Source organism: Flavobacterium cheongpyeongense (assembly GCF_003202435.1).
Classification (GTDB): Bacteria; Bacteroidota; Bacteroidia; order Flavobacteriales; family Flavobacteriaceae; genus Flavobacterium; species Flavobacterium cheongpyeongense.
The window spans coordinates 23,461-38,897 of sequence record NZ_QJHK01000018.1 but is presented as its reverse complement, the minus strand read 5'-3'; the positions used below and the strand labels follow the sequence as shown (position 1 = coordinate 38,897).

Below are 15,437 nucleotides of genomic sequence, written 5' to 3'. Positions count from 1 at the left end.
TTTAAATCTAAAAAGATGAAATGCGTAATTATAGATGATGAACCTTTAGCAGTAGATTTGCTAAAAGATTTTGTTAGCAAAGTTGAATCATTAGAATTAATTACCACTTTCAACAATGCTATCGATGCAGTATCTTTTATTAATCAAAATAATGTGGATTTAATTTTCCTTGATATCCAAATGCCTCATTTTTCAGGGATTGAATTTTTAAATACGATCGAAAAAAAACCTTTAATTATTTTTACCACAGCCTATTCTGATTATGCTGTCGAAGGTTTTAATCTTGGTGCAGTAGATTATTTGGTCAAACCAATTCCTTTTCACCGGTTTCTAAAATCGGTAGTAAGAGCCCAGCAAATTTTAATTCCGACAGCCGCTGCCGTTCAGACTATTTCTGAAAGCACAACTTTTCCTGAACTAGAGCAGGATTTTATGTTTGTAAGGGCTGAATATGAAAACGTGAAAATGAATTTTGCAGATATTTTATTTATCGAAGGCTTAAAAGATTACGTGAAAATTTACACTACTGATAATAAATTTACCCTGACACTGATTAGCCTGATAAAATTAGAAAATTTACTTTTCAGCAAAGGATTCTCGAGAATTCACAGATCCTATATCATCAACATCAAACATGTCAAATCAATACAAAAAAATAAGGTTTTGATTAGTGACAAACGAATTCCGATCAGTGAAAGCTATAAAAATGCTTTTTTCGAAAGAATCAATTTATAATCTATTTTTCCTTTTTGAACCAGCCTGAATACATTACGTAATTATTAGAAATACGTTCAATTTCACCAGCAAAATCTGACTGATCAATATCTTTTACCTTTTTGGCTGGAACACCTGCGTAGATACTTCCTGAGCTTACCACTGTGTTTTGAGTTAAAACTGCCCCGGCTGCGATAATTGAATTGCTTTCGACAACACAATTATCCATTACGATAGCGCCCATTCCAATCAATACATTATCATGAATAGTACAACCATGAACAATAGCATTATGTCCTATCGAAACGTTATTGCCAATAATTGTAGGATGCTTTTGATAAGTACAATGAACAATGGCACCATCCTGAATATTGACTTTATTTCCTATTTTAATAAAATTGACATCCCCGCGAATCACTGCATTAAACCAGACACTGCATGAATCACCAAATGTTACATCTCCAACAATAGTAGCATTTTCAGCAACATAACAATCATCAGGAATTAAAGGAGATTTCCCGTTTACAGCTTTTATTAACATGATATTCTAAATTTAATTAACGGCAGGACATTTACAATCATAACGTTCTCTGGTACAAAACAAGTTAATCCCCAGGGTAATTTGGTGATATCCTCCTGTATCAAATTTCACATCTCCTGTAACGTTTGTATAAGTATAGGCAAACATGAATTTTTTATAATTAAGTCCAATAATTGGTGTTATATACTGCAATTTTTGATTACTTACTCCACTTCCTGCATTATATCTTGCCCCATCAAAACTTCTTCTGTAAGACAATGCCGCCCATAAACTACCGAAATCCATGTTTTTATAAGCTTTTAAATTCAGGTCAACCGACTTTTCTTTCGTTTTATCAAAATACTGAAATAAAATCGAAGGTTCCCATGTAATATTTTCTGACTTTCCAAAAACATATCCTGCGCTCAAAAGAAATTTTCTCAAATTATCGCTCTCATAATCCGTATATAATTTTCTTCTGGTTTCAATCAGTCCCTGAACAGTTGCATGAGCATAAAAATTCAAAAAATTATATGAAGCACCTACATCAACATTAAAGTACGAATCTGATTGAACTGATCCGAAAACGATTGGATCGAAAGTTCCTCCAAAAGAGGTTTCATCCAACTGACTTTGAATTACACCTCCGCTTATACCAAAAGAAAGCTGGTTTAAATCCAGTTCGTTTCTTGAAAACATAATATGATGTGCATAAGTAAGTTTTACCCCTTTTTGCGAATGATAACCGTTTTTATCATTAAAAACAATAATACCAGCCCCTGATCTTTCACCTATTCTTCCGTTGAAACTTAAGGTTTGTAAAGAAGGCGCATCGTCCTGTCCAAACCATTGCTTTCGGGCTGTCAGCCTTATCTTGGCACAATTCGCAGCCCCAGCCATCGAAGGATGAATCAAATAATAATTATCCGATAAATAATCAGAATACACAGGAATTCCTTCTTGCGAATAGGAATAAAGTGAAGTGACTATACAAATTAATAAGATCCTGATTTTCAATTTCATGTAAGTAAACATATTTAGATGCCTATAGATTTTAACAAGACTGATTACAAAAAGAATCTTAATTGTTTTATTAAAATACCAAATATAGCCATTAGTAGAAAATAACTTTATTAAATTTACAAAAAATATACAGACATGGTAAAAATCACTATAAAAGAAACTCAAAATCCGACGATCATAAAATTCGAGTTTGATGATTTCATTACTCAAAATCAAAATTTTGAATTCAAAAATATCGATGAAGCAAAATCATCACCATTGGCACAACAATTATTCTACCTTCCTTTTGTAAAAACAGTTTATATTTCAGGAAATTTTATTGCCGTTGAAAGATTCAGTATTGTAGAATGGGAAAATGTTCAGGATGCCGTTGCTGAACAAATTGAAACTTTTGTAAATAATGGCGGTGTTATCATAAATATTGATGAAAACAAGCCTAAAAAACAACCTATTACTGTTTACGGAGAAACAACACCTAATCCGGCTGCTTTAAAATTTGTGGTAAGCAGAATGTTGACTAAAAATGCTGTCGAATACAAAAATATTGATCAGACCGCTTCCTCTCCATTAGCAAAAGAGTTATTCAAGTTTCCCTATGTCAAAGAAATTTTTATTGATGAAAATTACATTTCTGTCACTAAATACGACATTAATGACTGGCAGGAAATCACCTTGGAAATCAGGACTTTTATCAAACAATATATTGAAAATGGCGGGACTGTCCTAGATGAAAGCTTAATTGAGACTGTCAATAAAAATGATGTCTCTAAAGATGACGCTTTTGAAAAGTTAGATGTAACATCACAACAAATCATCAACATACTCGAAGAATATGTAAAGCCTGCTGTTGCTGCTGATGGCGGAAACATTGCTTTTGATTCTTATAATGAAGACAACAAGGTTGTAAAAGTAATTTTGCAGGGAGCCTGCAGTGGTTGTCCTTCATCTACTTTTACTTTGAAAAGCGGTATTGAAAACATGCTGAAAAGTATGCTTAATGACGAGCAAATTACTGTTGAGGCTTTGAATGCTTAAACTAACACTACAATAACATCACAAACTTTCCATATAAAAATAAATGTTTCTATATTTGCATCATTAATTCATAACCTTCTCAATGAGAAGGTTTTTTTATCAGAAAAAATGGAAGTCAACCCAAATGAAATCACGAATTACGCAACAAAATTCATCAATATTTTAATTGATTATTCTCCTAAATTAATCTCGGCAATACTTATTTTATTTTTCGGGTTATATGCTATCAGACTCGTCAACAGAGTTATTCGAAAAATAATGCTTAAAAGAAATTTGGATCCTACACTGACAAAATTCCTGGCAGATTTTTTACTTTGGGCTTTACGGGTTTTATTATTTGTAACCTTTATTTCAAAATTAGGTATCGAAACTTCGTCTTTTGTGGCTATTTTAGGAGCTATGGGACTCGCTGTCGGGTTATCACTACAAGGTTCGCTTTCTAATTTTGCCGGCGGAATGTTAATCATTCTTTTTAAGCCTTTTAAACTAGGAGATACAATTGAAGCTCAGGGCGTTACTGGGACTGTAAGCGAAATTCAAATTTTTGTAACAAAAATTCTGACCGCAAATAACCAGACCGTCTTTGTACCCAATGGAGCATTATCTAATGGTAATATTATGAATTACTCTATGCAGGGACAAAGAAGAGCCGATTTTTCTTTTGCCGTTTCTTATGATACGGATTTAAAAAAAGCGAAAGAAATTTTACTTAAAATTTTAAATGACAACCCAAAGGTCTTAAAAAATCCGGCTCCTGCTGTTTTTGTGCAAAGCTTAACTGATAGTGCTGTCATCTTTGCTGTTAGGCCCTGGGCTAATAATACTGACTTCGGAGAGGTTAGTTCAGAAACATTAGAAAACTGTAAAATCGCTTTCGACAAAGAAGGCATCAGAATTCAGCCTTACCTGCAGGAACTAAGTAAAAAAAATTCATGATTTTCTCATTTTTTTGAAGCAGTAATCATAAAATCTTTTAAATAATACGGTTCAAAATAAGCGACATCAACAGTGTCGCTTATTTGATATTTATCATAACTGATCTTACTCATTGCAGCGGCTGAAGGATATTTTATATCCTCTAAAAACACAAAATTTTCTTTCGTCAGTACTTGTCTGCATTTCTCTGCACAATCGCCAACAAAATATAGTGTTTCTGTAAATTCTTTAAATGAATTTTCATCAATCAATTCTGCAAGGATTGGTCTTTCAATTTCTAAGTCGACACCAAAAATTGCGCTGTAAACCTCCATTCTTCTGGCATCCAGCATTGGAATTATTTTACCTTCAGAAACTTTGGCCTGAGATGCTAAAGTTTGTAAAGTATCTATTGCGATCAGTGGAATATTTAAAGTAAAACATAACCCCTTTGCAGCTGAAATACCAATTCGAAGTCCCGTATAAGAACCGGGTCCCTGACTTACCGCAACAGCCACTAAATCATGAACAGAGATACCGGATTCAGCAATTACCTCTTCAATAAAAACATGCAGTTTTTCGGCATGCGAATAACCTTCTTCAGCAATTTCTTTGCAAATAATCGTTTTTCCATCTTTAGCAATGGATACTGAACAATTTTTAGTAGCGGTTTCGATATTGAGAATGAAAGACAAAATGTTTAATTTTAATTGTTATTATCGATAAATCAAGAAAAAAGAATGACACATATTAAAAGTAATAGTGGCAAAATACATAAATTAATAGCCAGAAAACTAATATAGAGTATCACTTTCTTGGTAACAGGAAAATAAACATACTCTTCTTTGAAGTATCGACTATTATAGGCTTTATAATGACTAATAAAAAGAAAGCCTAATGCTATTATGAGTCCGGTAATTAATGCCAGAATAAAACCTAAGGGAGGACTTCCGCATAGTGAAATCATACTATTAATTTATTTTTTTGGAACTTCAGCCTTTTTAAGTCTTACTTTATCTCCCGAGTTTAATTCTTTCGAAACAGTCGTATAAGGTCCGGTAATAACAACATCTCCGGGTTTCAATCCTGACATTACTTCGATATTGGTATCATCCTGAATTCCGGTTTTGATAATTCTGATTTTTGCTTTATCGCCCACTTTTACAAAAACGCATTCGAATTTTTTATCCATTTTGGGTGCTGCTTTTTTATCTTCGTTCGGATCTTCAACCTTAAAATCTTTAACCGCTGTAGTATCTGATTTTACCACAACAGAGCTAATTGGCACTGCCAAAACATTTGTTTTAGTTGTCGTAATTATATCTACAGTAGCTGTCATTCCGGGTCTGAAAGGCGAATAAGCACTTGGTTTACCTTCCAGTAAATCCTGATATGATTCTTTTAAAATACGAACTTTTACTTTAAAATTAGTAACCTGATCTGAAGTCAATGTGCTGCTGGCAGAATTGGAAATACTCGTTACAACGCCTTTAAATTTCTTTTTCAGATAAGCATCAACTTCAACATTTGCTTCGTCACCGATTTTTATTTTAACGATATCATTTTCATTTACATCAACTTCAACCTCCATATTATTAAGATTTGCTACTCTTAAAAGTTCTGTCCCGGCCATTTGCTGAGTCCCTAATACACGTTCTCCCAATTCTACATTTAATACCGAAATAGTTCCGTCTGCAGGAGAATATATAGTCGTACGTCCTAAATTGTCTTTTGCTTCGTTTACCGATGCAGAGGCACTTTGCACATTATAGTAAGAACTTTGTCTGGTAGCTTTAGCGACTTCAAAAGAAGCAATTGCCTTATCCCAGTCTGACTTTGAAATAACGCCTTTATCGTACAGCGTTTTATTTCGCTCATAATTTGCTTTTGCTTCTTTAAAACTGGCTTCAGATTGTGTCAGACCCGCCTTGGTTCCCGATAAATTGGAAACCGAACGATTATAGCTGGAAGTATATAGATCCGGATTTATCTTTACTAACAAATCTCCTTTTTTAACAACCTGGCCTTCTTTTACATTCAACAAAATGATTTCTCCTGAAACTTCTGGTGAAATTTTCACCTCAATTTCAGGCTGAATTTTACCTGTAGCCGAAACGGTTTCAATAATTGTAGAAGCCATTACTTTTGAAATTTCTACTTCTTTACCTTCGTCCTTATTTCCTATAACTCCTGATTTTGAAAGTGCTACTAAGGCTACAATAATGATTAAGGCACTACCAGTCAGGAAATAAATTGTTTTTTTTGACATAATAAATTATTTTGTAATAATTGGAACAATCGGAATTCCAAAGTAGAATTCAAGTATCTTTATTTTGAACATATAATCGTATTTCGCTCTAATAACATCTGATTGTGCATTTGTTAATAATGTCTGTGCCTGTGTAAAATCAAATGAGTTCATTAAACCTACATCATACTTTTCTTTTGCATAATTATAGGACTGTTGTCTTGCCTCTAATGTTACAGTCGAAGATTCGTAAGCATTTAATGCCCCTTTTGCATCTGTAAAAGCCGTGTAAACATTACGCTGTAAATCTAAACTTTTTTGTTCTAAATCTATTTTAGATTTTTCTAAAGTGACTTTATTACGCTCTACATTATTTCTTACTGAAAAACCGTTAAAAATTGGAACATTTAACTGGAAACCAAAGTTATGCCCTTTATTATCACTAAATTGTCTAAATACTGGATCAGGACCTGTAGTATAGGGAATGTTATTTTCGTCCAATTTAACCTGATCACTATAACCTGCTCTTGTATTAAAACCATAAAAACCTGAAAGTGTCGGTTGATAGGCTCCTTTTGCAATGACAACGTTTTTTTCAGCAATTTCCAGATTTGTTTGTGCTATTTTTAAATCTGTTCTTATTTCTTTCGCCTTATTATAAATATCAACTGGATTTTGCAATAAGATTCCATTTTCATCCTTAACATTTGTATCATCAATAACATCAAAATCCGTAAAATCTTTCAATTGTAACAACTGAGCCAAACTTAATTTAGAAATTAACAAAGCATTTTCTGCAACAATAATATTTTGTTTGTCAGTTGCAACTGTAGCCTTTAAATCAAATAAATCTCCGCGGGGTATGGTTCCGGCGTTAACCATTTCTTCAGAACGCGTAAAACGTTTTTCATCAATCGCTAATTGTTCTTTTCTTACTTTTAAATTCTCTTTATTAAAAAGAATTTCCAAAAACGCATTGGCTACATTCAATGAGACATCTTCCTGCATCTTAAGTAATTGATATCGAGATGCTATAATAGAAAGCTTTGTTCTCCTATATATATTTTGATTTTGCAAACCTTTGTAGATATCTACACCAGCACTGACTCCTAATTGTGTATACTGTGTCGTTTCTGTAGTATTAGCATTGGTGATAGGATTAGTATTTCGACCAATATTCCACGAGTGCTGAGCATTTCCGCTTACAGAAGGCAAATAATTTCCAAAAGCATCTTTTTTATCTATTGCAGCATTTTTAACATCGAGTTCCGATAGTTTAATTGTGATATTATTATCTAGTGCATATCGTACACATTCTTCTAGTGTCCATTGTTTTGTTTGTGCCTGAGCTGATAATCCAAACACGAAAAGTAAAACAAGACAATTATATTTATTTATTTTCATATATTTTGAAATGAAGGCACAGCAAAAAAACACCATGCAAATTTAGCTATTTTATAAACTCAAAAATTCCTTTAAACAATCAAATTATTTCTTTTCACCTTCTCCTTCATTAATAAGCCCCTGATTCCAGATTTTAATTTTATCCGAAGCCTTAACACCACTTTTAACCTGAACGTAAATTCCGTCGCTTACTCCTAAGGTTACATTCTTTCTCTGGAACTTTTGAGGAGCAGTTTCAATTTCAATATAAGGTTTTTCTGTTTTTTTATCAAACTGAATCAATGATTCCTTGATTGCCAAAACCTTGTCTGCTTTTTCTAAAATAATAGAAGCATTCGCACTTAAGCCAGCCCTTATAAAAGTCGCATCTTTATTCTCTAAAGAAGCTTTAATTTCGAATTGTATAGCACCATTTTCAGTTACTCCTTTTGGGGCTATATATGTTAGAACTGCATTGAATTTTTTATTCTCAATAGCTCCCACAGTAATCTCAATTGGCATTTTTTCTTTTATCTTACCAACTTCTGATTCGTCAATTTTTCCAACAAAAATCATCCTTCCAACATCCGCAACACTTGCTATTGTAGTTCCTTCGTTAAAATTATTACTTTCAATAACCTGATTACCTACTTTTACAGGTACGTCTAATATCATTCCGTTTACTGTTGAACGAATGAGTGTATTTGCATAATTTCCTAATGACGATGTTGTCCCTGTTTTTACGATATCCAGACTTTGTTTTGCAGCTTGATAGTTTTGTTTTGCCTGCTTATAAGCTAATTGAGCTGCATCAAAATCATTTGCAGAAATTACATCTTTTTCAAATAAGGTTTTTTGTCTCTGATAGATTTTTTCCTGATTATCTAAAGCAATTTTAGCTGTCTGAACCTGATTTTGAGTACTGCTTACGTTTGAAACATTAGCAACAACTTTAATTTTCGCAATCATATCACCTGCTTTGATTCTTTCACCTGCTTTGATGTAAACAGTTTCAATAATACCTGAAATGTTTGGTTTGATTAATACCTCCTCATCTGGCTGAATATTTCCGGTTGCAATAGTGTTTTTAACAATTGTTTTAATCTCAGCTTTTTCTGTTTTAAAAACAATGGGCGACTCCTGATTCTTTGCATACAGATAGTAAAGTGCGCCAAAGAAAACGATAGCTATAAAGATTAAAATGGTTACAGTTACTCCTTTTTTCATTTTGATTTTGTTTAATTCGATTATATTGTGACTGATAATTTATTCTGTACGTAAAGCGTCAATTGGTTTTACATTAATTGCAGTCTGTGCCGGTATTAATCCTGCCAGTAACCCTGAACCAACCAATATTAATAAAGCCACAAATACTACTGATAAATCCACACTTGGGTTGGCAAACATTGTATTACTATCTGGTGGCATTGAATCTAAGGCCATATTTAAAAGTGCAATAATTCCGGTTGCAACTGCGATGCCCAACATACCTGAAATGATGGTCAAAAATATAGACTCAGATAAAATCTGTCCTCTGATAGCTGCAGGAGTGGCACCTAAAGCTCTTCGAATTCCAATTTCTTTTGTACGTTCTTTCACCACAATAAGCATAATGTTTGAAATACCGATTACACCTGAAATCAAAACCAAAGTTCCTACAAAATAAGCAATGATTTTTAAAATATTAAAAAGACTTTGCACTTTATTGAATTGTTCATACAAATCAAAATTACCAACCGCTCTTTCATCAGCAGGATTAACAGAGTGAAGTGCTTTTATTTTCTCTAAAATTTTTGGTTTTAAATCTGTAATAGATGTTTCATCTTTCGCCGTAAGTGCCATCCATCCTACTTTATCACCATAATTAAAAGCCTGTTGAAAAGTGGTAAAAGGAATAAAGATATTTTTTTGTTCCTGTTCAGCATTTCCTCCCTGTTGCTTAGATTTATAAACACCAACAACCATAAAATTAATGCCGTTGATTTTTATATACGTACCAACAGCCTCCTCTTCTTTTCCGTAAAGTTCAGAGATAACACCTTTTCCAATAACAGCTGTTTTTCTTTGATCAAGAATATCCTGTTGGTTTACAAAACGTCCTTTTATAATGTCCATGGGCTGCTGCCTGATCAGTTCAGGGTAGTCTCCGTAAATGGTAAATGCTGACGTTTTTGTTCCCCGGACCACATTATTGGTTCCGTTAAAATCACCCAATTGGTTTCGGGGTGAAACATATAATAAATCCGGAAAAGCCTCTTTTAAAGATGCTACATCGCTATTTCTAAAATCATATCGACGTACTTTTGGTAAACCCTTATAGGCCTTTGATGTGGTTTGGCTCCACATAAACATGGTGTTTGTAGCGATTCCGTCAAAGCCTTTTTTAACACCATTTTCTAGACCATTTCCTGCTGCAAGTAATATTACCAAAATAAAAATTCCCCAGAACACACCAAATGCAGTCAGGATTGTCCTGAATACATTGGCTGTCAAAGCCTGTAAAATCTCATCCCAATTATCTTTTTTAAACATAACTATTCGTCTCTAAGTGCTACAATAGGTTTTATTTTTGCAGCCCTGTATGCCGGAAAAAAACCAGCTATTGCCCCTGCAAATACAAGCAAAACAAGTGTTGTTAAAGCCACACTAAAATCGACTTCAGGATTTCTGAAATATTCACTTTGCACCATTGGCCCAACAAATTCCAGTAATAACAAACTTGCTATCAACCCCGAAAAACCGGCAATGGTTGTAATAAAAATTGATTCATGAAGAATCATAGAAATAATAGAAAACGGTGACGCTCCCAATGCTTTTCTAATTCCAATTTCTTTTGTTCTTTCTTTTACAATAATGAGCATAATATTACTTACCCCAACAACACCGGCGATAATGGTACAAATACCAACCCACCAAAAGAACAACCTGATATAAAGGTTTAAATCATAAAATTGCTTTGCTTCTTCTACAGAATTATAAACCCCTATCGCACTATCATCATTAGGAGCAATAATATTTTTACTCTTTAATAACTCTTTTACACCCTCAGTAAATTTTTTGGATTGCGCCAGTGCTTCATCATAATTCGTTTTTTTATTTAAAACGAACATCATTCCGCTAATTTTATCTCCGGCACCATACGCACGCTGATTAGTCGTCATTGGCATGTATACCCTTGATTCTTCCCTTTCCCCGGAAGGATCTGTAAAAACACCAATTATTTTGAAATTAACACCATTAACCAAAATTATTTTCCCAACTGCATCCTCCTCTTTAAACAAATCTTGTTTTACTTTTAATCCAATTGCAACAACTTTTTCATTACTTTTTAAATCATTACTATTCAAAAATCGTCCTTGAATAATCGTTGCATTTTCAATGTCTAAATAATCAGGACTAACACCTCTAAATTGATAATTTCCTGATTCTTTTCCGTAAGTCACAGTTCCTCCCCAGGTATTTCGCGTAGATGATTTTTTACTGATCTCGTCGTTATATTTTTTTACAGGAAGTTCAAAATCACTATTTCTTAACTGAATTTGTCTTCCCGGATTTAACCCTTTATATTCTTTAGTCGTTACATTGGACCAAACTTCAATTATTCCTTCGGCATCATTCTCGAATTGCTTTTCAATTCCGTTCTGAAGTCCTTTTCCAGCGCCCAGTAAAATCACTAAAATAAAAATTCCTGAAGCCACAGAAACCCCTGTAAGAAATGTTCTTAACCTGTTTTTTGAGATTGCTTCAAAAATTTCCTGCCAACGCTCAATATTAAACATAAGATGAAGCTCTAACTTGTTCTACTATTTTATCGTCAATAATTAATCCGTCTTTCAGGACTACATTTCTTTTGCACATTGCTGCAATATCAGGTTCGTGAGTAACGATCAAAATTGTTTTTCCTTCATCGTTAATTCCCTGAATAAGTTCCATGACTTCATAAGAGGTTTTAGTATCTAAGGCTCCGGTAGGTTCATCGGCCAATAAAACTTTAGGATTGGATGCCAAAGCCCTTGCAATGGCCACACGTTGTTTTTGTCCCCCTGAAAGTTCGTTTGGCAAATGATGTGAATGGGACCCTAAACCAACTTTCTCAAGGTATCTCATTGCAATTTCATAACGTTCCTTTCTCTTGATACCTTGATAATACAAAGGCATTGCAACATTATCTAATGCTGTCTTGTAATTTATTAAATTGAAAGACTGAAAAACAAATCCCAGAAATTTATTCCTATATTTTGATGCTATCGTTTCGTTAAGTTTCTTTATTGGGGTTTTATCAAGTACATAACTCCCTGAATCAGCTTCATCCAAAATCCCTAAAATATTAAGAAGCGTAGATTTTCCTGAGCCAGAAGACCCCATTATGGCTACCAGTTCTCCTTCTTCTATATTAAAATTTATTCCTTTTAATACATGCAATTCCGAACTACCCATTTTATAGGATTTATGCAAATCTTTGATTTCAATCATAATACCGATGAATTTTAAGACAATAATACCATTTTAATTACGTATTTTATGGTAACGAAAAGTTAATAAATTTAATCTGACTTTTAGAATAAGACTACATTATTCACTAATTGTTACACTTTTTTCAAAGAATATAATTGTTTTCTTAATTTTGTTGCAAAACTGTACAAATGAAATTTTTTTCTTTTTTGGCTTCTTTTACAATAGCAACACTAATCAGCTGCTCAACTTCCCAAAAATTAGCAACTCTAAAACCCGAACCGGACGATGCCAGCCCTTTACTTTACGACAGCAATCCATCTTTTATTAATTTGCCAATTACTGTAAAATTAAAAGATGTTGAAAACCAAACAAACACTCTTTTAAACGGATTGATTTACGAAGATAACAATATTGAAGACGATGACATTGAAATAAGCATCTGGAAGCAGGCTCCAATAAAAATTCAAAATGATCCAACAAATGCAGATAAAAGAATAAAAACAATTTTACCTTTAAAAGTAACTATCAAATATAGAATTGGCACTAAAAAACTGGGTATTGAACTTTATGACACCCGTGAGTTTAACTTAAATGGCATAATAACTTTATTGAGTGAAGTTGCTTTAACGAATTGGAAACTCAACACAAAAACAGAATTTAAATCTCTTGACTGGAGCGAAAGTCCAACCATGACCGTTTTAGGAAAAAACATACCTATAACTTATTTGGCAAATCCGGCAATCTCTATTTTTAAATCAAAAATTGAAAAAAGCATAGACGAAGCAATTGAAAAATCAACGGATTTCAAACCAAATGTTTTATCTGCTTTAGAAAAAATATGCACTCCTTTTCAAATGAGTGACACTTATGATAGCTGGTTACTAATTGTTCCTTTAGAAATATATTCAACAAATGCAAAACTAAAAAATGATTTGTTTTTGCTAAATATGGGAATGAAATGCAATATGGAAACAATAATTGGCAAACAACCCGAATCTAAGTTTAACACCTCCAAAATTACTGTGAAGCCAGTTGCTAAGATTCCAAATCAGATAACTGCTAATATTGCCGCAATATCAAGTTATGTTGACGCTTCAAAAATCATGACTAAAAATTTTGCTGGACAGGAGTTTGGTTCCGGCAATAAAAAAGTGACTGTGAAAAACGTTGAAATTTGGCATAAAGATGGTAAAATGGTTATTGCACTCGATGTATTGGGATCTGTAAACGGAACTATTTATTTAAACGGTTTTCCTCAATATAATCCTAAAACAAAAGAAATTTATTTTGAGAAACTGGATTATGTTTTAGATACGAAAAGCAAATTAATACGAACAGCAAACTGGCTTGCCCAAGGTTATATACTGAAAAAAATGGAAGAAAACTGCAGATATTCGATACAACCTAATTTAGAAGAAGGCAAAAAAAACATGACCGCTTATCTTAAAAATTATTCCCCAATGCCTGGTGTTTTCATTAATGGAAAAATGGAAGATATTCAATTTGACAGAATTCAATTAACCAATCAGGCAATTATTGCATTTATCAAAATAAACGGAACTGTAAATGTTTCGGTTGATGGATTGAAGTAAAAAAGCAAGCCGAATAAAAATTTATTGGGCTTGCTTTTTTGATTTGTACATTCTGTAAATCAAAACTCCAATGATTGCAACCAGCAAATACGGAATTACCATTAAATAAACGATTCCATCATTTACTGCCTCAGCTTTTTTAATGTTTGATTCTCCAGAAAGAGCAGCACGACACATCGCACATTGAGCATTCGCAGTAAGAGAAAAGAATATAGAGAACAGAATATAGAAATATTTATTGGAGAATAAACTCCCAAACAGAATTCTATTTTCTATTCTATTTTCTTTATTGTTTATTCTATTTTCTATTTTATGCATAATAAGGAGAAATCATTAAATAAACCACAACACCAGTCACAGCAACATACAACCAAAGCGGAAAAGTTATTCTGGCTATCTTACTATGCCTGTCAAAACGCTGTGCTAAAGCTCTAACATATGTAATTAAAACTAAAGGGATAATCGCAATTGATAATAGAATATGGGTTATTAAAATAAAGAAATAAACATATTTAATGATTCCTTCCCCTCCAAACTTAGTTGAGTCAGCCGTCATATGATACGCTACATACATTACCAAAAAAGCAACAGATAATACAATGGCAGTTGTCATTAACCTTTCATGTAGTTTCTGATTCCCTTTTTTAATAGCAATTACTGCCAAAATCAAAACTACCGCAGTAATACCATTTATAGTTGCGTATATAGGAGGTAAAAATGAAAATGGTTCTACATTGTAACCGAAATCTTTAAGTTTGACACCAAATAAAATAGCCACTACAACAGGAATAACGATTGAAACAGCAATAATAAACTTGTTGTACTTTTTTTCTAATGAATGATCTTCCATTTTTATTCTTCTAATAATATTTTAATATCCTGCTGAATGTCTCTAACGCCTTTTTTGTCCAAGCCGTCATAATATAAAATTGGATTTCCGAAATCGTCCTTACGGCAACGAATATTCCCTTCTTTATCAATTAATGCAAATAATCCCGAATGTTCAAAACCACCATTTACTTTCGCATTTTCTCCTGCGTACAAATTAAAACCCTTGTTTGACAAATCCATAATAGTTGCTTTATCTCCGGTTAAAAAATTCCAGTTTGATGATTTAACGCCTAACAATTTTCTGTGATCTTTTAAAACCTGCGGAGTATCATGAGTTGGATCAATCGTTATGGAAACAATACCAAAGTTAGGATTCCCGAAAAAAGTTTTTTCAATCTCTAACATGCTTAAATTCATTTTTGGACAGATAGACGGACAAGTAGTAAAGAAAAATTCTAATACATATACTTTTCCTTTATAGCTTTCATTAGAAATTTTCAGATTGTCCTGATTGGTTAATTCAAATTTTGGTGCCGAACCAATGGTCAACAACTTTGTATCCGATTTTGAATTTTTCAAATCTGCATTATCCAGCCGATCGTTTTTTACAACGTCTCCATTTTTTATTCTGTCTACGATTTTTGGCACTGCATAGATTCCGAAAATTAAAATAATAAACGAAATACCGATATATGATTTATTTTTAAACATTATGAGTTCA

16 protein-coding genes are annotated in these 15,437 nt (G+C 33.0%); 4 read left to right on the top strand and 12 right to left on the bottom strand.

All coding sequences use genetic code 11. The annotated features are described in order from the left end of the window. Positions 1-15: 15 nt before the first annotated feature. Positions 16-735, top strand: coding sequence for a LytR/AlgR family response regulator transcription factor (locus tag DMB65_RS17555; RefSeq protein ID WP_110307922.1), 720 nt, complete (start codon positions 16-18; stop codon positions 733-735). 1 nt (position 736) lies between these two features. Here DMB65_RS17555 and DMB65_RS17550 read toward each other — a convergent pair whose 3' ends face one another. Together DMB65_RS17550 and DMB65_RS17545 are read right to left on the bottom strand one after the other, a co-directional pair. Continuing rightward, on the bottom strand, positions 737-1,255 hold the full coding sequence (locus tag DMB65_RS17550) for a gamma carbonic anhydrase family protein (protein WP_110307921.1): 519 nt from the start codon (positions 1,253-1,255) through the stop codon (positions 737-739). A gap of 12 nt (positions 1,256-1,267) precedes the next feature. Then, positions 1,268-2,257 carry a PorP/SprF family type IX secretion system membrane protein gene (locus tag DMB65_RS17545; protein ID WP_110307967.1) on the bottom strand — a complete coding sequence of 330 codons (990 nt, stop codon included), beginning with the start codon at positions 2,255-2,257 and terminating at the stop codon, positions 1,268-1,270. 135 nt (positions 2,258-2,392) lie between these two features. Between DMB65_RS17545 and DMB65_RS17540 the strand changes: the two genes are divergently transcribed. Continuing rightward, entirely contained in the window at positions 2,393-3,292 is a 900-nt protein-coding gene (locus DMB65_RS17540; protein WP_110307920.1) for a NifU family protein, read from the top strand. Positions 3,293-3,400: 108 nt separating this feature from the next. Then, a complete protein-coding gene (locus DMB65_RS17535; RefSeq protein ID WP_110307919.1) occupies positions 3,401-4,228 on the top strand; it encodes a mechanosensitive ion channel family protein in 828 nt (275 codons plus the stop codon). 5 nt (positions 4,229-4,233) lie between these two features. On the opposite strand, the gene tsaB is transcribed toward DMB65_RS17535, so the two are convergent. The 7 genes from tsaB to DMB65_RS17500 all read right to left on the bottom strand — a co-directional run bounded on the left by tsaB (position 4,234) and on the right by DMB65_RS17500 (position 12,311). After that, positions 4,234-4,902: a tRNA (adenosine(37)-N6)-threonylcarbamoyltransferase complex dimerization subunit type 1 TsaB gene (gene tsaB / locus DMB65_RS17530; protein ID WP_110307918.1), complete on the bottom strand. Its 669-nt coding sequence runs from the start codon at positions 4,900-4,902 to the stop codon at positions 4,234-4,236. A gap of 281 nt (positions 4,903-5,183) precedes the next feature. Beyond that, positions 5,184-6,476 carry an efflux RND transporter periplasmic adaptor subunit gene (locus DMB65_RS17525; protein WP_110307917.1) on the bottom strand — a complete coding sequence of 431 codons (1,293 nt, stop codon included), beginning with the start codon at positions 6,474-6,476 and terminating at the stop codon, positions 5,184-5,186. Between the two features lie 6 nt (positions 6,477-6,482). Continuing rightward, positions 6,483-7,859 carry a TolC family protein gene (locus DMB65_RS17520; RefSeq protein ID WP_110307916.1) on the bottom strand — a complete coding sequence of 459 codons (1,377 nt, stop codon included), beginning with the start codon at positions 7,857-7,859 and terminating at the stop codon, positions 6,483-6,485. 84 nt (positions 7,860-7,943) lie between these two features. Then, positions 7,944-9,065: an efflux RND transporter periplasmic adaptor subunit gene (locus DMB65_RS17515; RefSeq protein WP_110307915.1), complete on the bottom strand. Its 1,122-nt coding sequence runs from the start codon at positions 9,063-9,065 to the stop codon at positions 7,944-7,946. A gap of 39 nt (positions 9,066-9,104) precedes the next feature. Next, complete coding sequence (locus DMB65_RS17510) at positions 9,105-10,370, bottom strand: ABC transporter permease (protein ID WP_110307914.1); 1,266 nt, start codon at positions 10,368-10,370, stop codon at positions 9,105-9,107. 2 nt (positions 10,371-10,372) lie between these two features. Then, positions 10,373-11,617 carry an ABC transporter permease gene (locus DMB65_RS17505; RefSeq protein ID WP_110307913.1) on the bottom strand — a complete coding sequence of 415 codons (1,245 nt, stop codon included), beginning with the start codon at positions 11,615-11,617 and terminating at the stop codon, positions 10,373-10,375. Continuing rightward, positions 11,610-12,311 carry an ABC transporter ATP-binding protein gene (locus DMB65_RS17500; RefSeq protein WP_110307912.1) on the bottom strand — a complete coding sequence of 234 codons (702 nt, stop codon included), beginning with the start codon at positions 12,309-12,311 and terminating at the stop codon, positions 11,610-11,612. The genes DMB65_RS17505 and DMB65_RS17500 overlap by 8 nt, the downstream gene beginning before the upstream one ends. 170 nt (positions 12,312-12,481) lie before the next feature. On the opposite strand from DMB65_RS17500, the gene DMB65_RS17495 reads away from it, so the two are divergent. After that, entirely contained in the window at positions 12,482-13,885 is a 1,404-nt protein-coding gene (locus DMB65_RS17495; protein WP_110307911.1) for a DUF4403 family protein, read from the top strand. A gap of 21 nt (positions 13,886-13,906) precedes the next feature. Here the strand turns inward: DMB65_RS17495 and DMB65_RS17490 are convergent, their stop codons facing one another. The 3 genes from DMB65_RS17490 to DMB65_RS17480 are packed head-to-tail and all read right to left on the bottom strand — an operon-like array spanning position 13,907 to position 15,427. Then, positions 13,907-14,203: a hypothetical protein gene (locus DMB65_RS17490; protein WP_110307910.1), complete on the bottom strand. Its 297-nt coding sequence runs from the start codon at positions 14,201-14,203 to the stop codon at positions 13,907-13,909. Then, a complete protein-coding gene (locus tag DMB65_RS17485; RefSeq protein WP_110307909.1) occupies positions 14,196-14,735 on the bottom strand; it encodes a DUF420 domain-containing protein in 540 nt (179 codons plus the stop codon). The genes DMB65_RS17490 and DMB65_RS17485 overlap by 8 nt, the downstream gene beginning before the upstream one ends. Before the next feature lie 2 nt (positions 14,736-14,737). Then, entirely contained in the window at positions 14,738-15,427 is a 690-nt protein-coding gene (locus DMB65_RS17480) for an SCO family protein (RefSeq protein ID WP_110307908.1), read from the bottom strand. Positions 15,428-15,437: the final 10 nt, after the last annotated feature.